The following is a 16,635-nucleotide window of genomic DNA, read 5'->3' on the forward strand; positions in this document are numbered from 1 at the left end:
ATCGAGCGCATACGAGGACCCGGGCGATTTCGTTTCGGATCATGGATTTCCACTCGGCACCGAGCGGAGAATGTCTATGTGGTGGCGATCGTGTCGGCGACGAGCGCGCGGAGTTTGCGTTTGTCGATTTTTCCGACCGGATTCCGAGGCAGTTCCTCGGTGAGTTCGATCGACACCGGTACCTTCGCGCGCGCCAGGGACCTGCGGCAGTGCTCGAGGAGATCTTCGGCACCGACCCGCTCGCCGGGCATCGTCACCACATGGGCGACCGGGACTTCGCCGAGGACCGGATCGGGAGCGCCGACCACGGCGGCCTCCAAGACCGCGGGATGGGCGTGCAGGACGTTCTCGATCTCTTTGGGGTAGATGTTCTCGCCGCCCCGGATGATCATGTCCTTGATCCGGTCGACCAGGACCAGGTATCCGTCCTCGTCGAAGTAGCCGACATCCCCGGTGTGCAGCCAGCCGTCGACCACCGTCCGGGCGGTCGCCTCCGGCCTGCCGAGATAGCCGCGCATCACGTTGGCGCCCCGGATCACCACTTCCCCGCTCGTCCCGGCGGCCACGATCGCTCCTTCGGCGTCCATGATCGCGACGGTCTGCCCCGGCAGCGGCAGACCCACCGTTCCCGGTTTGCGCGGCCCGCCCGGCGGATTCAGCGTCGAGGCACAGGTGCCTTCCGACAGTCCGTAGCCTTCGACGATCGGTACACCGAAACGGGTTTCGAATCGCGCGATCAGTTCCGCGGGCATGGGCGCGGCCCCGCAGATCACGCGGCGCAACGACGAGGTGTCCGGCGTCGAACTCGCCTGCTGCGCGACCAGCATCGCGTAGATGGCGGGTACGGCCGAGAAGTAGGTGGGCCGAACCCGTTCCACGATGCCGAAGAACGCCGAGGCGGAGAAGCGGCCCGCGATCGTGGCGCGGCCGCCCGCGAGCAGCGGCGACAGGATGCCGACCACGATTCCGTTGACGTGGAACAGCGGCAACGTGAGCAGGCTGTGGTCGGCGTCGTCCAACGCCAGTGCCGCGACGAGCATCTCGCACATCGCGGCGATGTTGGCGTGGTCGAGAACCACCCCCTTCGGCTGCCCGGTGGTGCCGCTGGTGTAGATGATCAGCGCGGGAGCGCCGGGGTCGACGGGCGCCGGTTCGGCCACGGCGGCCTCGCGGCCCGCGCCCGCCACTTCGGTCATATCGAGCGTTCCCGCTCCGTGCCCGCCTTCGGTGACGACCACCTTCGCCCGGCAGTCCTCGATCTGATAGCGCGCCTCCTCGAAAGTGGAATCCGGCTTCACCGGGGTGACCGCGGCGCCGAGCCGCCACGCCGCGAACAGAATGACGACGAATTCGAGTCGATTCGGCAAGACGAGGGCGACCACATCGCCTTCGCCGACTCCGTTCGCGGACAGCACAGCGGCTGCCGCGCATACCCGTTTCGCGAAAGTCTGATTGTCGAGTTGTTCGCGGTCGTCCGCGATGCAGGGACCGGACGGATTCCATGTCGCCCGGACCTCCGGAATTTCTACGACGTGCTGCACGATTTCCCCAGATGATCGGGTGTGACGGGAATTACATTTCCAAGGTAGGTGCGGTGCCAGAACCCGGCTACGGGCCCGCATCCCAGTGTTTTCGTCCGGCTTTGTACCGACGGCACAAAAGGATGCGGAATGCGTCGGATCCTCCGCACGGGGTCGGGTACGGTCCCGGCATGAGCGTTGACGTGGACAGAACCATCCGCGATGTCGCCGGACGCGTCAAAGCCGAGATCGACCGCCTCACCGCCGAGATGACCGCGATGTTCAGCGAGGTGATCCCGGAGTTCCGCCACGACGACGAGGTGCGGCGTCTGATGATCGCCAGCACCGCGTCCAACCTCACCGCGATCCTCGACATGCTCACGCTGAGCATCTCCCGCGACGACATCACCGTGCCGCCCGCCGCCGCCGAGTACGCCCGGCGCTTCGCCCAGCACGGGATGTCCCTGGAGGCCCTGCTGCGGGCGTACCGCCTCGGCGAACACATGTTCATGCAGCGGACCATCGCCACACTCCGGCGCTCCGAGGCCTCGGCCGATCTGGCCCTGGAGACCACCAGCCGGATCGGCATGCTGGTCAACAGCTACATCGACCACGTCATCGAAGGTGTCATCGACATCTACGAGAGCGAACGCCGGCGCTGGGACGCGCGCACGGACAACACACGCGCGGCGCAGATCCGCGCCGTGCTCGACACCGAGGACCTCGACTTGGCCTCCGCCGAGCAGATGCTCGCCACGTCGTTGCGAGGATGGCATATGGCCGCCATCGTCTGGGTGCGCGAACCCGTCGGGTCATCGATCGACCTGCTGCGCGCGGGAGCCGAGATGCTCACCGCCGCGACCGGGAAGCACCCGCTGACGGTCCTGGTCGACGAGCAGAACTGCTGGGCCTGGATTTCCTCCGTCGGCAAACCGTCGCTCGACGCCGAACGGCTGGAGCGAGACCTGCGCCGGAGGCCGGGCCTTCGCGTCGCGATCGGCGACTCCGGCGCCGGACTGACCGGCTTCCGGCAGACTTTCCGCGATGCCCAGCGTGCGCGCAACCTCGCGTTGATCGCCGATCCCGCTCGCCCGTTGACCTTGCATTCCCGAGTGGCGCTGGCGAGTCTGCTGATCGACCGGCTCCCCGATACTCGCGCGTGGGTGCACCGGGTGCTGGGTGACCTCATGGGCGACGACGAGACCACCGCGCGTCTTCGTGAGACGGTGCAAACCTATCTGGAAGCCCGCGGCAGCCTTACCGACGCCGCCGCGCGCATGCACGTGCACAAGAACACCGTGCACTACCGGATACGCAGGGCCGAAGAAGTACTCGGCCACCCCTTGACGATGAACCGGCTGGAGACCGAAGTCGCCCTGATGGTTTCCGAGCAACTCGGCCTCGGCCGAAGAGGTGAGCCGGGTCCGCCCCGCTCCCCTGGCGAATCATCCAGGTGAGCGCAGAGACGATACTCGGCGACATATGCGTGCCACGGCGATTCGCCATGGCGCGCGGACACCCGCGGCCCGATACTGAGTGCAGGTTGGACCGATTCCGAGGTGGAAGATGAATGTAATCGGGGTGGACTCGGACGGGCTTGTCGCGGCCGGTGATACCTGGGGGATCTCCGGGCCGCAGTTCCTGGCCATCTACTTGCCGGTGGTGCTGGTCGCGGTGATCGCCGGGATCTGGCTGCGGTCACGGGTCACGGGCGCGGATCCGGAGGCCGACGCGGTCAGCGTGCCGGGCGCGGAGTTGACCTCACCCGAGGTGGGGCTGCTGTTCGGCGACCAGAACGCCGCATTGGCGGCGATGGCGCGGCTACGCGCTCTCGACGCGATCGATTCGGGGGCCACGACGGTTCGCGCCCTCACCGCGCAGGAGCGGGCGCAGCTGGATCCGTTCACCGTGTCGGTGTACGACCGGCTGGCGACGGGTGAGCGCAAGAACGTGCGGGCGATAGTGGGCGGATCACCCGCCGCCCTCGACGCGCTGCGCGCCAGGATGGTGGACCTCGGGTACTTCCCCGGGCCCGCCGTCCGTCACGGGCTGCGCGACGCGGGGATGCCGATCCTGGTCACCGGCGCGCTCGGCGTGGTGCGGATAATCGCGGGCGCTTCGCACGGAAACCCGGTCGGCGTGCTGGTGGCGCTGGTGATCGTGCAGGCATTCGGTTACTGGCTGGTGGTTCGAAAGCCCCGGCTGACCGCGCTCGGTGTCCGTGCCAGGGACACCGCGGCCGAGCGCAACCGGCATCTGGGTCCGAGCTATTCACCGTCCTACGCGACCTATGGCGCCGAGAGCGCGGCGCTCGCGGCCGCCGTTTTCGGTATCGGCGCGCTCATCGCGCTGGATCCCGGCCTTGCCCAGGCAGTCGTGCCGCCGAGCGCGTCGGGCGGCGGTGACGGTGGCGGCGACAGCGGCGGCGGAGACGGAGGCGGCTGCGGAAGTGGGTGTGGCGGGGGCTGCGGCGGTTGCGGTGGATGAGTCCGGACCGCTGCCGCCGGGGGCGCTCGGTATCGGCTGGCGGCCGGAGATCTGCGGGGTCATCGCCACCTTGACGGGGCTCGGGTTCTGCGAGGTCATCGCCGAATCGTTGCCCCGGGACCGCCACCGCGCCGGGCAGCCGGCCGTGCCCGAGGAGCTGGCCGCTCTGCGCGGGCGAGGCGTCGCCGTGGTGCCGCACGGCATTTCGCTGTCGCTCGGTAGCGCCGAGCCCGTGGCGGGCCATCGCATCGAGCACTTGGCGGCCTGCGCGGCGGCCGTCGCGGCTCCGCTGGTGAGCGAGCACGTCGCGTTCGTCCGGGCGGGCGGACTGGAGGCAGGCCATCTCCTGCCGGTACCGCGTACCAGGGAAGCGCTCGACGCACTCACCGGCAATATCGCCCGCACCCGGGCGGCGCTGGAGGTCCCCCTCGCCCTGGAGAACATCGCGGCACTGTTCGACTGGCCCGACGACGAGTACTCCGAAGCGGAATTCCTGGCCGAACTCGTCGACCGTACCGGCGTGTTGCTGCTGCTGGATCTCGCCAATGTCTACGCGAACGCCCGCAACCGGGGTCGCGACCCCCTCACCGAGCTGCTGCGCCTGCCCGCCGAACACGTGGCCTACTGCCACGTCGCGGGCGGTCACGAATCAGCCGGCCGCTACCACGACACGCACACCGATCCGCTGCCCGCCGAAGTTCTCGCGCTGGTCGCGGAATTCACCGCCCGGCATCCGGCGCCGATGATGTTGGAGCGCGACGGCAACTATCCACCCGCCGCCGAGTTGCTCGACGAACTGGACGCCATCGCCGCAGCCGCCGCCCGGCCGCCGGTCACAGCTGGTGCCAGAGCGGAACCGGCGTGACTTCCCCGCCGGAGCACCCGACTCTCGCCGAGCGGCAAGCGGCACTGGTGCGGGCACTGGTGGCGGGGACGGCGGTACCCGCGGGATTCGATGTGGACGCCGTCGGTGCGGCGGCGGACGCCTTGCTCTACAAGCGCGCCGGTGAGGTGGCGCGTCGTTTCCCGCTGCTGGCGCACGCGTGTGACGGCGACTTCACCGCACGCTTCACGGCGTGGGCTCGCACGCACCCGAAAACGACGACGTCCGCCGATGCGGCGGCCTTCGCGGCTGCCGCGGGCATCGACTGGAACGCCGGGCCCCGACGCCGGGAGAAGACGCGCTGGTGGCACCGGCCGCACGGCTGAGCGCTCGGCGCTTATGACTGGCGCGCTTCGACACGCACCGCGGAGTCGGCGGCGTCGCGACGCTCCTCGAGCCACACGCTGACCGCCACCGTCGCATACGCAGCGACGGTCGCCATCCCCGGCAGCATCAGCATCAGCATGAGAAATGAAAGCATCGAAGACACAAGCCCTCCCGGACAACGCGATGGAAACTGTCGCACCGGTGCGCCGCGCTGCGTCACCGTCACGCCGGACATACCCACGCTCCGAGGTCCAATCTCGTCGAGACCGCCGAGTGGATGTGATAGATCTCACCCGAGAAATGCACCACGCCGCCTACGAGTCGACCGGGATAATCCGGCGCCGCCGAAACCGCTCATCCGCGGGTCGGCCGGTCACATCCCGGCGTGGTACACCGGTCACCATGCGGTTGCTCATCATGTCCGATACGCACGTGCCCAAGCGCGCGCGTGATCTGCCGGAGCCGCTCTGGCGCGAGGTCGAGGCGGCCGATGTGATCGTGCACGCGGGCGACTGGGTGGAGGTGGCGCTGCTGGACCGGCTCGAAGCGCGCAGCGCACGCCTCATCGGCGTCTACGGCAACAACGACGGGCCGGACTTGCGCGCACGGCTGCCCGAGATCGCGCATGCCGAAGTCGGAGGACTCAGGCTGGCGGTGGTGCACGAGACCGGACCCGCGAAAGGCCGGGAGGAACGTTGCGCCCGGAATTTCCCGGACACCGATCTGCTCGTCTTCGGGCACAGCCACATCCCCTGGGACAGTGTTGCCGACACCGGGTTGCGCTTGCTCAATCCCGGTTCGCCGACGGATCGGCGCCGCCAACCGGAGCACACCTATCTCACGGCGCGGATACAGTCCGGCCGACTGAGCCGGGTGACCCTCCATACCCTCCCGAAACACTGACCCAGCGGCACGCCGCGCGAGCCCATCGCTCCAGCCTCGCCGGTGCGTCCCCGACCACCGGCGACCGCTAGCGCTTGGTAGCGGTCAGCACTTCCAGGGTCCGCATCTCGTCCGGCGGTCACACGAAGACTCGATGGTAGCCGTCCGGGTCAGTCACCGAAACCGTCGCCGCGGTCGCCGACCGGCGCCAGATGGCGGTCGTCGGTGGAGGAGTCGGTGATGGCGGTGGCGATCTTCGGCAGCGCGTGGGGATGGTTGCGGCCGAGCCAGTCGAGCATTTCCTCGCGCACCGCGCAGCGCAGGTTCCAGACGTCGTCGGCATTGGCCGCCGACATCGTCGCGCGCACCACGATATTCGTCGGCGTGCTGTCGGTGACCTGCAAACCCCAGTCGCGACCGTCCCAGTCCGCGCGCGTGCGCAGATACTCCTGCAGATGCTCACGCAGCAGCGGCACCGGTGTGCTGTGATCGAGATACAAGTAGACGGTGCCGGTGATCTGCGGGCCGCCACGCGACCAGTTCTCGTACGGCTTGTTGTTGAAGTAGGAGACCGGCATGGTCAGCCTCCGGTCGTCCCAGATCCGCACGGTGAGGAACGCGAGGGTGATCTCCTCGACGATGCCCCACTCCCCCTCCACGACGACGGTGTCGCCGATCTTCACCGAGTCACCGAAGGCGATCTGCAGACCGGCGATCAGGTTGCTCAAGGTCGACTGCGCCGCGACCCCGGCGATGATGCCGATCACCCCCGCCGAGGCCAGCAGTGAGGTGCCCAGGGTCCGCAGACTCGGCACCAGCAGCAGGATCGCCACGGCGGCGGTCGTGACCACCAGGACCGAGGTGACGATCCGGCGCACCAGGCCGAGCTGGGTCCGCAATTGCCGTACCCGCGTGATGTCCTGGGTACGCCGGGCATAAGAACGCAGCATGTTCTCCGCGACCGCGTCGGCGGCACGGATGACCACCCAGGCCGCCGCCATGATCGCCGCGGAGGCCAGGATGGTCCGGATCATCGTGTCCTGGCGCAGATCGAGGTGCGCCAGCGGATAGGTGGCGTGCAACGCCAGCGCGCCGAGCAACACCTGCACGGGCAGTTGCACCCGGCGCAACAGTGTGGGGAGTTGGGTGTCCGGACGCTTGCCGGCGATGTAGCGCAATAGTCGGTCGATCAGCAGCCCGGCCGTCACAGTGATCGCCACCGTGCCGAACACGACGACGAGCGGCCGTAATACTTCCTCCAACAGTTAGAACACCTTTCCGTAGCGAACTCGCAACCTGGCAGACGCTCTACAACAGATCTGACACCTCGTCTCGAGGGCTGTTCGCACTCAGGCTGAGGTCCGCCGGTCGGGGGTGGTTGGTGTGAGTCACATCTTGCCGCCGATCTTACCCGGCGGTAGTCGGCCGCTCGCGGTACCCGCACTCACCAACCACCGCAACGACCGCCCGCTGACTACGCTGTATCAGCGTCCGTCGCGGCATGAGCCGCAGTGGCTTTGCAGCGTTCGGCGTGTAGACGACAGAGGCAGGGTGATCGAGAAGGCTCTGCTTCCTGCTCTGGGTTGGCGTCCCGGCGTGTGGCTCGGGTACAGCGTGGAGGGCGACGTCGTTGTCGTGGGTCGCTTCGGGGATCCTGAACTATGGATCACGGCCGCTGGTGATCTCCGACTGCCAGCACGATTCCGTCGCAACGCCGGACTACACACCTCCGATCGGATCCTCCTCGCAGCAGACATCGCAGAAGGCCTCCTCCTTCTTTTCGGTCCTAGCGCTGTCGATTCCATGATTTCGCGACAGCGGCGAACAACGCCTCCCTCGGGAGCCGACCGATGACACAGTCAGCGTCGAGCGCGGAGGTGCAGACCGTCCAATTGCTTCTCGAGCGGCTGGGAGTAAGCCTTGACGATCTAGTTTCCGCTCGCTCGAGGCGCGCAATACCGACCTTTGCCGAGTACGTACCGGTCGTCTACTCGGCCATGCCACCCGGCCGCACCCGCATTGGCTACATGGTCTACTGGAGAAAGCTCGTCGAAGTGTGGCCTGATCGTCGACTCGATGAGCCGACCAACACAGAATTCAAACAGCTCATCGCGGGCTTCCAGGCTCACCGTGCAGTCCGCCGCACCGACCGCGGTGGATACGGTGTTGCCCAAGTAGCAGTGAACGCTTTGCGCTGCCTGTACCGCCACGCGGTCGATGACAATCTGATCCGTTCCGCCGACAATCCGGCAACCACGTTGGTCAAGCCGAAGATGCGCCCCTCGAGCCGTGGAGCCATTCCGACTGACCGCCTCGCCGAGATCAACCGTATCGCAGCCGAGTATGGCAATGAACCCGAACTCACCACACTGATCCTGCGTATGTGCACCGAAACCGCCTGTCGGCGAGGCGGCATCCTGGCCTTGCGGCGGCGAGATCTGGATCCCGACCAATGCCTCGTTCTGCTGCGCGAAAAGGGCAACACAGAACGATGGCAGCCGGTGTCACCGACACTCATGCGAGCGCTTCTGGACCACCACTTATCCCGCACGTGCTTGCGGAGGGACAAGAACCGGCTGGCGCGAAACGGCAGGCCGGTCGCCAAAAAAGCTGACGAAAGACTGTTCCGATCCAAGAACGGCAATCCCATCAGTGTGAAGCGATTCGACATCATGTGGCGGCAGATCGGCGAGCAGCTTCCATGGGTCACACAGCAGGGAATCACGTGCCACTGGCTGCGTCACACCACGTTGACATGGGTGGAGCGCAATTTCGGACACGCTGTCGCGAAGGCGTATGCCGGGCACGCCGACAACCACAACGATGGCGCCACCTCGATCTATACCCGTGCGACACGCGAAGAGGTGGCCTATGCCCTGTCGGTCTTGACCGGGGAGCCGCACCCGCTGGCCCCGAATCTCCTACCCGCGTCTACGGAGGACTTCCCGAGATGAATCCCGTTGCGGATCGAACGGATCCGACTCTCAGATCAGTGGACGTGGCGACGTTGATGAGCCGGCGCGGTTCATGGCCGCTGCGCCCGCGTGTCCGGCGCGCTGATGCTTTGGATCCGGATGAGCTTGCTCGCCGCCTGGCGGCGGCGAAGGCGTGTCTGCCTTCTCTGCAAGATCCGGCGCTGTACGACGCGATCGACGAAGGTGAGCTGGCGGCCGAGCAAAGACTGCATCGATGGATTCGGGCGCGGAGCCGACGGGATCGTCAGAGTGAGGTTCGCCGGGAGCGCGCATCAAAGAATCGCTCGCGGCGCACCACGGAGCGGATTCGCGCGAGTGAGCAGCGGGAGCTGCGGTGGCATGCGCGCGCTCGGGCAGAGCGTCGCCGTGCCACCAGCGCGGATGCGTTGGAGGGCATGCTGCACCGTCGCGCGACCTGGTCGTCGTTGCGGCTGCGGGCGGTCATCGTGGTCGGTCTGGTGTGGTCGGCGGTGAACGTCGGACGCAACCTCGTGCCCGAGGGCGGACCGACGGGTGCGTCGTGGTGGCTGCTGTGGCTGCTGTCGTTCGGCATCGAGGCGATGATTTCGGTGCCGATCTTGGAAGTGATGGCACAGGCCGCGACCGCCGCGCGGCTGGGAGTCACGGTCGAACGCCGCAGGATTCTGCTGTTCGAGGCCTGCCTGTTGACCGCGACGGTGGGCCTCAACAGTGGGCCGCATCTCGCGGCAGGAGACCTCGGCCGCGCCGCCGAGTATGCGGTCGCGCCGGTGATGGTGGTGGTCCTGATGTGGTTGCACGCCTGGCTGGCTGCCCGCTACGCCCGGCTCATCAACATGATCAGCCCAACCGGCACCCCCGACGATACGTCCGACACGACAGATCGTGCGGTCAACGGCGATTATGGCGCCGATCAGACGATTCGTCCGCTGCATGTGGACGACTACCCCGCTTCGGTCATGGCACAGACCACCGCACCTCCTGCACATGCGACCCGCCTCGTGGCGTCGACCACCGAACCGTCCGTAGGTTCAAGCGAAACGCCGCATCAACACCAGCCGCTGCCGCAGCAGCAGGTGAAGATGCCGGAACGGGTGCTGATCGATGTGTCAGAGCCTGACCAATGCCGTCGCATCGCCCGAGAGCTGGTGCGCGGCAAGTTGACTCAAAAGCCAGAGACAGAAATCGAGGAACTCCTGCGGCTTGCGCAGCGTGGGACCAACGCCAACGCGATCGCAACCGAACTGAGTCAGATCACGGGCGTCAACTGGACCCGCTCGACCGTCGATCGCATCGTGGCTCGCGCCGAGTCGATGGGCTTCCGAATCGGATCCAGGCAGGTGGTGGGCCCTTCGATCACCTCCGCCTGAAACGACGACCGGGGTGCGCGGGTTAGCCGCACGCTAAGCCGCGCACCCCGCGATCTCGTGAGCCTCAGCTCACTACAACTCCAGAAATGACGAAGGCCCCCAGCTGGCACTGAGGGCACTTCTGAAACACAACCCGAAGGTTGCTCATGAAAGGCACCTCCGAGGGTAGCGCACGCCCTGTCACGGCATCAAACGCCGCCAACGGCACAGGGACCATCCCCTACCGGCCACCCGCGCAGCTAACCCGAAGAAACGAAAACACCTCCGCGCCGACGGCTGTCGATGAGGCCACGGCCGCGCACGAAGCGTTCGCTCGGCTCGCACCATTACTGGCTGCGCGCCGCTCGATGCGCCTGTGGAACCCGAGCCTGGACGGCTACAACGACCGCGCCCGGGCACTGACCCGGAAACTGCCCGACCAACCCGCCGCGGTGCCGATCTATCGCGACGGCCGAACCCGCCTGCTCGCGTTGGACTTCGACAGCAACCGCGACAGCCCCGCTACGGTCGACCGCGATGTCGATCGCTGCCTGGGATGGATTCGGGAAGCCAGCGGCCGCGCGATCACCGACCACTCCACCAGCGGCGGCCGCCACATCCTCATCCCGCTGCCCCTCGGTGACACCCTCGACCTCGCCCAAGCCGAATCCCTTATGCGCGCACTGGCCGCGCGGCTGCCCAGCCTGGACATCACACCGATGCTCAACCCCGCCACCGGCTGCATCACTCCACCCGGATCGCGGTGCAAACAAGGCGGATACCGCCGCCTCGACGGCAACCTCGACAACGCCGCCGAAACCCTTACCATCCGCTCCGCGCCCGGCTTCGTCGCCCGACTGCACCACCTGCTGGCCGGAACCGCGCACGACGCGTACACCGCGCGCGCAGCGTGCGCGACACCGCGCGCATTGTGCGCAGACGGCCGAACCGCGCGCGACATGCAGCTGTGGGAAGGTGAAGGCGAGCGTGCGCGGTTGCGCGCGAGATACCGCCGCCGAAGCCCGATCTCTGCCACCGTCGAGGCCTTCGCGCGCGAGGGCGCTGCGCCCTCCGATGGCCGCTGGACGACGCGCGCAGGTCGGCTGGATCGCTCCGCCGCACGCCAATCCGTGCTCGCCGCCGCGGTCGTGCGCGGCTACTCCTACCTCGACGTGCGCGCGAAACTCCCTGCTGCCGGGGGCGGCTGGCGCGGATTCGCCGACGCCTACCGCCGCTACGGCCGAGGCGCTGACGCCGCAATGTACCGCGACTGGAGCTCCGCCCGCCGGTGGGCCGAACACACTGTCGCCGAATTCCTGTCCGTAGCGCACAAGACGAAAGACACAGGGGGGTACCAGGAGGGGACGCCTGGGCTGGGAGTGGCGGCGCACCTGCAGAAGCGGTGGCTGGCGGCGGCGACGTCGTGGGTGCACGCGCAGTGGCCCCGGTCCCCACGGCGATGGACGGTGCTGGCGGTATTGCAAGCTTTGGCCTGGGCCTCCGCGGTGGGAGGGCAGCTCGCGCGAGGTGTGCCCGTCGTCGAGTTCGGTGGCCGGTCACTGTCACTGGCCGCGGGTTACCTACCCGAATCCACCGTGTGGGGTGTCCTACGGGAACTACGCGAACTACCCGGCGCACCGATCTTCCGCATCCGCCCAGGCCAAGGACTGCTCGCCGACCGCTACGCTTTGGTCACACCACACCACGGCGTTCGCCCGATTCACCCCGCCGAGGCCCAAACCAGGCGCACAAGGGTTGAACCCGTCCATCCCGCATGGTCGGTCCTCGGCCTGCACTGCCGAGAACTGTATGAACTCGTCATCCGCGACGGGGTCACCACTCCAGCCGATGTGTTCGCCGCGACCTGTATCAGCTCCAGCGCCGGATACAACGCCTTGGCCGTCCTCACCACCGCAGGACTGCTCACCCATACCCACGGGCGCCTGCAACCTGGAACGACCAGCCTCGACGACGTCGCGCACGCCCACGGCCTCCACCACCGGCGCATCGAACACCTCACCCGCCACCACCACGACCGCGCCGCCTGGAAGCAATGGCTCAACCAGCACACCACACCCAGCCATTCTCACGGTCGACTCCGCTCTGCGCCCCAGCGGCCGCGGCCGACCGGCGCAGCAATCGCACCCCACCGAGCCGATACAGCAAAACACCTGAACACCTGCCCAGCCCCTGCGGCAGACGCACGCCGAAAGGGCAGCGCACGCAGGGCCGAAGACCCGCCCCGCGGCACCAACCCCCATGCCGCCACGGTTGCGCTCACCGCACTGGGCAGATCCGCGCGCGGCGTGCGCACCGCGCGCAGGACCGGCGACCACGAGCACAGCGGATGGCCTGATCCGTCCGTACAGGGCCCGCGATCGTCGACCGGCACCGTCGGCGAAGCCGCGCACACGACGTCCGACGCCACCTACCCGCGCGCCGCTGTCGAGATCTACATGGAGACATCCGATGCGCCGATCGCTGGTGGCCGCTGGCTGATCGAAGCAGACTCGATCGTCATCTACGAGCGCCCCACCGGCGTGAAGGTGGCTTCCACCGTTCCGGCAGCCCTCCTTCGGAACTCACCATCGTGGACACGTGTTGCATCGCAGCGTTGTAGTGGGTGATAGGACAAGATAGAGCCCTACCTGAGCCGAAGAGTGAAGAGTGTTTACGGTGCGCGGGAATGTATCCGTCCGGCCGCAGCGTCGACAGGCGGGTCATCGGCAATCCAGCGGCAGCATGCCAGCTCCTCGCCACGTCAGGTCGACGAGCGTCACGGATGGTCGGCAATGCTGCATCGAGAACGTATTCGAGTCCGCGGCAGTCGAGATCGGAGCCGAGCGCGTCGTCCAGTCGGGAGCGCGGGCGACTGCATCACAGCGGAAACGCGCCTTGACCTGGATCGATTCGTGGTAGCTCTGCCACTTTGCGACAGTGGTGACCTCCTCGGAAAGTTTGCTGGCACTGCTCCCGGGAGGGGTGGTCAGCAGTGATCGCTCCGGTCATCCCGCCGCGGTCGCCGTTGCAGGAACTTGTTCGCGGACCGCCGAACCGCGTGGTCCGTCCCGCCGATGACGATCCCGTATACAGACTCTACTCTGTCGCGGACGGAGGCCGGATCCCCGACAAGATCGCCTTCGCCGCGCCGAGCTGACCGAGGCAAAGTGGCTGCTGTCGACTTCCGCCTGGTGACGTTGACCGGGGTGAAACGCAACCTGCTGGACTCACTGACATGGCCCTGGAAGGTCTCCCGATTCTTTCGCTTCGGATAACTCTCGTTCCGTTGCGAGGTTGGATTGCCACTGTTCTCGTATCGCAGTCGATGTTTCTACGCCCTATTGATCGGGCTGTCCGTTGCGAGAGCTACCGTTTCGGGTGGCCTGCGACTTGGGTCAATATAGGAGCTTGCGAGCGCCGTGACCGTGGTTGGCTGGACGTCGATCTTGTTCCTGCTTTTTGATGCCTGCGCACGTCTGTGACCTGGGCTGTCGTCACTGCGAGCACCGAGGCCGTTTCGGCTGCCGAGCCGGGAGTACTGTACGGGGTGATCATTGCGGCGGCTCGGGCCGGCGCGCGCTGCGGTTGCCTATGTCGAGAGTGCGTCGGCGTTGTCATCTGACGATCCAGTAGTCGGCGCGTTCTTCGACGGTTCTGGCTCCGAGGATGTAGCGCTGGGCGAAGGTGGTGGTCGTGGTGGGGTAGAGGCGGATCTGGTCTTCGAGTGGGTCGATGAGGTTACGCAGGCGGGCGCGTAGATCGCGGAGTTCGTCGGTGGTGCGGCATTCGCATTCGAACACCGACAGCTGTACTCGTGTGCCGTAGCCTGAGAGCAGGACCGCGACGTCTTCTCGGCGTTGGTCGTCGGTGATGTCGTAGGTGATGAGAACGATCACGGGATCACTTCCAGCGCATGGCTTCATAGGGCTCGCCCGGGTCGAGTAGGTGGCGGGCGAGAGCTTTGGCTTGCAGGTGAACCGCGACGCGTAGCGATACCCGCCTTCCGAGGGTGCGGTGGGTGACGAGGGTGAGCATGCGTCGTTCGTAGGCGGCCAGGAAGGTGTGTTTGGCGTCGTCGCCCATGCGGCATCCGGTGTCGGGTTCGGTGCTGAATTGTTCGGGGCGGACCTGGCGGGTGGCAACACATCGCAGTACCGCGACATCGACGGTCATCGGCCGGAACTCTTCCATCAGGTCCAGCGCGAGTGCGGGCCTGCCCCAGCGGTGCTGGTGCAGGTATCCGACCATGGGGTCCAGGCCTGCGGCTTCGAGGCCGGCGATGGCTTCGTGACAGAGCAGGGTGTAGCCATAGGACAGCATGGCATTGACAGGGTCCGGCGGTGGCCGTCGGGCGCGGCCGGTGAATTCCCAGAGCGGGTCGGCCATTCGTGCCACCGATTGGAAGTAGTCACGACTCGCGCTGCCCTCGATGCCGAGGACTTCGGGCAGGCTGGTGGTAGCGGCGAGTCTTTCGGCGGCGTCGGTGAGCCGTTGGGCGGCTGTCGCGGCGACCGGGTCGTCGGCGCGGCGCGCGATGCGCAGCAGCGACACTCGCAGATTGTCGAGTTTGCCCGCGACGGACGCGGTGGCCAGCGTTTTGGCCCTGCGCTCGTCGTCGGCGGCGCGGTATTGCGCGCGCCCGCGCGGTGGGATCGGAGGTCATCGGCGCCGAGATCCGGCCGCCGAGGGTGCCGTTCTCACTGAGCAACACCACATCGATACCGGTGTCCACCGCCCGGCGTAGGAAAGGCGTGGTGAATCCCACTGCCCCGAAGCCGACGACCTGGCGCACGCGGCGCAACGACAGCCGCAGCAGCGACTGCTCACCATCGGTGACCACCAGTCGGTCACCGCGGGTGCGGACCACCGCGCCCTGACGTTCGACGTAGACCACGGTTTCCAGTGGATGTGACAGCATCTCGGCCGCCGCCAACGTCGAAGCCGTGACCGTCTCGCCCAGGAACCGAACTCCTTCCTCGAACGAGATCACCCGGCACTTCCCGGAATTGAGTTCCAGCCGGATATCCGACAGCTCGGTGGCCGCGGATTGCAGTGCACGTTCACCATCTCGCCGGTCGGTGACCGGAATCGCGAAATCGTCCCCGTAGCGGATGACCCGCCACCCCGCGTTCAGCATCGCCCGGTCGAAGACATCCAAGTACAAGTTGCTCAATAGAGGAGCCAGCACACTGCCCTGGTGCAGGCCACGCCCCCGATCGCCCGCGCCGGACCGGCCGTCAGCGACTCGGCGATCCAGCAATGCCCCGACCAGGTGCACCACCCGGTCATCGGTGATGAGGTCCTTCAGCCGCCGCATCACCTCCCACCGCGGGATGCTGTCGAAGCAATTCGCGACATCGCCACGCGCGCACCAATCCAGTCCACTGTCGCGCGCAGAAACCAGTTCGGCCACTGCTTCTTTCGTACCCAGACCCTTGCGGTAGGCGAAACTCCACGGCAACAGTCGCGGATCGATGACCGGGTCCAAGACCGCGAGCAATGCCCGCTCGACCACCCGATCCTCGAGCCTGGGGACACTCAATTTCCGCACGCCGCCAGTGGCTTTCGGAATTTCCACCCTGTACAACGACCCCGGACGCCATTCACCCAGCGCCAACTCCGACGCGATGTCTGCGACCCGCCGGGCGGCGTCGGCTTCGAATCGCTCCACCGCCGGATCGAAACGACCATCGGCCAGCGCGTTGTCTCGGACGATCTGCCACGCGTCCAGCAGAGCCTGCTGCGTGAACGCCCGCGCGAACAGCTCACCCATACCCAGAGCCCACCATCCAGAAAGAACCGTCAGCGGTGCGAAGCACACGCCGAACCTGCGAGAATCTATCGATCCCGAGTCGATCCGACGCCGAGACTACCGCACTGAGACAACACCGGGAACATATCCCAGATTTCTCATAAATCGACCGATCTTCGCGTGGCGAACGATCGACACCGGCTGCGGCGGTTCCATGTCAGCCAGTCAGGCACTCTAATACGAGCAATCCTGACAGAGCAGAACTTGGAGCATCACTACGACTCCATGTCCTGCCAGTCGGGCTTTTCGTTGCGAGCGTTCGATCTCGTCAACGCCCCGTCGCTCGCCGCGAGGGACTGTAAAGACAACGGCTCTGTCGCACTTTCGGCTCTGTCGCACTTTCGGTGGTGAGTCTGTCGCGGTGACGTCACGATGTCACGGTGGGTGAAGTGAATGTTCCTGTCGCCGTGGCGTTCTCGGG

13 protein-coding genes and 1 pseudogene are annotated in these 16,635 nt (G+C 66.8%); 8 read left to right on the forward strand and 6 right to left on the reverse strand.

Annotated features, from left to right (window positions below):
* Positions 1 to 74 precede the first annotated feature (74 nt).
* Complete coding sequence (locus tag ACZ6DL_RS33620; protein ID WP_466057223.1) at positions 75 to 1,541, reverse strand: class I adenylate-forming enzyme family protein; 1,467 nt, start codon at positions 1,539 to 1,541, stop codon at positions 75 to 77.
* Positions 1,542 to 1,711: 170 nt separating this feature from the next.
* Between ACZ6DL_RS33620 and ACZ6DL_RS33625 the strand changes: the two genes are divergently transcribed.
* From ACZ6DL_RS33625 to ACZ6DL_RS33640, 4 genes are all read left to right on the forward strand, one after another.
* Complete coding sequence (locus tag ACZ6DL_RS33625) at positions 1,712 to 2,977, forward strand: PucR family transcriptional regulator (protein WP_466057225.1); 1,266 nt, start codon at positions 1,712 to 1,714, stop codon at positions 2,975 to 2,977.
* A 109-nt stretch (positions 2,978 to 3,086) separates the two neighbouring features.
* The gene (locus ACZ6DL_RS33630) at positions 3,087 to 4,007 is read left to right on the forward strand and encodes a TIGR04222 domain-containing membrane protein (protein WP_466057227.1); all 921 of its coding nucleotides are present in this window, start codon (positions 3,087 to 3,089) and stop codon (positions 4,005 to 4,007) included.
* Positions 4,000 to 4,872, forward strand: a complete 873-nt coding sequence (locus ACZ6DL_RS33635; RefSeq protein WP_466057229.1) for an MbnB/TglH/ChrH family RiPP precursor modification enzyme — start codon at positions 4,000 to 4,002, stop codon at positions 4,870 to 4,872. Before ACZ6DL_RS33630 ends, ACZ6DL_RS33635 begins: the two co-directional genes overlap by 8 nt.
* Positions 4,869 to 5,216 carry an SCO6045 C-terminal-like domain-containing protein gene (locus ACZ6DL_RS33640; protein WP_466057231.1) on the forward strand — a complete coding sequence of 116 codons (348 nt, stop codon included), beginning with the start codon at positions 4,869 to 4,871 and terminating at the stop codon, positions 5,214 to 5,216. The genes ACZ6DL_RS33635 and ACZ6DL_RS33640 overlap by 4 nt, the downstream gene beginning before the upstream one ends.
* Before the next feature lie 11 nt (positions 5,217 to 5,227).
* Here the strand turns inward: ACZ6DL_RS33640 and ACZ6DL_RS33645 are convergent, their stop codons facing one another.
* The gene (locus ACZ6DL_RS33645) at positions 5,228 to 5,452 is read right to left on the reverse strand and encodes a hypothetical protein (protein WP_466057233.1); all 225 of its coding nucleotides are present in this window, start codon (positions 5,450 to 5,452) and stop codon (positions 5,228 to 5,230) included.
* A 167-nt stretch (positions 5,453 to 5,619) separates the two neighbouring features.
* Between ACZ6DL_RS33645 and ACZ6DL_RS33650 the strand changes: the two genes are divergently transcribed.
* Entirely contained in the window at positions 5,620 to 6,120 is a 501-nt protein-coding gene (locus tag ACZ6DL_RS33650; RefSeq protein ID WP_466057235.1) for a metallophosphoesterase family protein, read from the forward strand.
* A 149-nt stretch (positions 6,121 to 6,269) separates the two neighbouring features.
* On the opposite strand, the gene ACZ6DL_RS33655 is transcribed toward ACZ6DL_RS33650, so the two are convergent.
* Entirely contained in the window at positions 6,270 to 7,361 is a 1,092-nt protein-coding gene (locus ACZ6DL_RS33655) for a mechanosensitive ion channel family protein (RefSeq protein WP_466057237.1), read from the reverse strand.
* A 588-nt stretch (positions 7,362 to 7,949) separates the two neighbouring features.
* On the opposite strand from ACZ6DL_RS33655, the gene ACZ6DL_RS33660 reads away from it, so the two are divergent.
* From ACZ6DL_RS33660 to ACZ6DL_RS33670, 3 genes are all read left to right on the forward strand, one after another.
* Positions 7,950 to 9,053: a tyrosine-type recombinase/integrase gene (locus ACZ6DL_RS33660; RefSeq protein WP_466057239.1), complete on the forward strand. Its 1,104-nt coding sequence runs from the start codon at positions 7,950 to 7,952 to the stop codon at positions 9,051 to 9,053.
* Between the two features lie 38 nt (positions 9,054 to 9,091).
* A complete protein-coding gene (locus ACZ6DL_RS33665) occupies positions 9,092 to 10,423 on the forward strand; it encodes a hypothetical protein (protein ID WP_466057241.1) in 1,332 nt (443 codons plus the stop codon).
* Between the two features lie 347 nt (positions 10,424 to 10,770).
* The gene (locus ACZ6DL_RS33670) at positions 10,771 to 13,029 is read left to right on the forward strand and encodes a hypothetical protein (protein WP_466057243.1); all 2,259 of its coding nucleotides are present in this window, start codon (positions 10,771 to 10,773) and stop codon (positions 13,027 to 13,029) included.
* 987 nt (positions 13,030 to 14,016) lie between these two features.
* On the opposite strand, the gene cas2 is transcribed toward ACZ6DL_RS33670, so the two are convergent.
* The 3 genes and pseudogenes from cas2 to ACZ6DL_RS33685 form a co-directional block, all read right to left on the reverse strand.
* Positions 14,017 to 14,298, reverse strand: a complete 282-nt coding sequence (gene cas2 / locus ACZ6DL_RS33675) for a CRISPR-associated endonuclease Cas2 (RefSeq protein WP_466057245.1) — start codon at positions 14,296 to 14,298, stop codon at positions 14,017 to 14,019.
* A 4-nt stretch (positions 14,299 to 14,302) separates the two neighbouring features.
* Positions 14,303 to 15,055 (reverse strand): CRISPR-associated endonuclease Cas1, encoded by a 753-nt coding sequence (gene cas1 / locus ACZ6DL_RS33680; RefSeq protein WP_466057255.1) that lies wholly within the window; start codon positions 15,053 to 15,055, stop codon positions 14,303 to 14,305.
* Positions 15,006 to 16,175, reverse strand: a pseudogene (locus tag ACZ6DL_RS33685) (reverse transcriptase domain-containing protein); the annotation flags it as partial. The gene cas1 and the pseudogene ACZ6DL_RS33685, both read right to left, overlap by 50 nt.
* Positions 16,176 to 16,635 lie beyond the last annotated feature (460 nt).

Source organism: Nocardia sp. NPDC041819 (assembly GCF_055590505.1).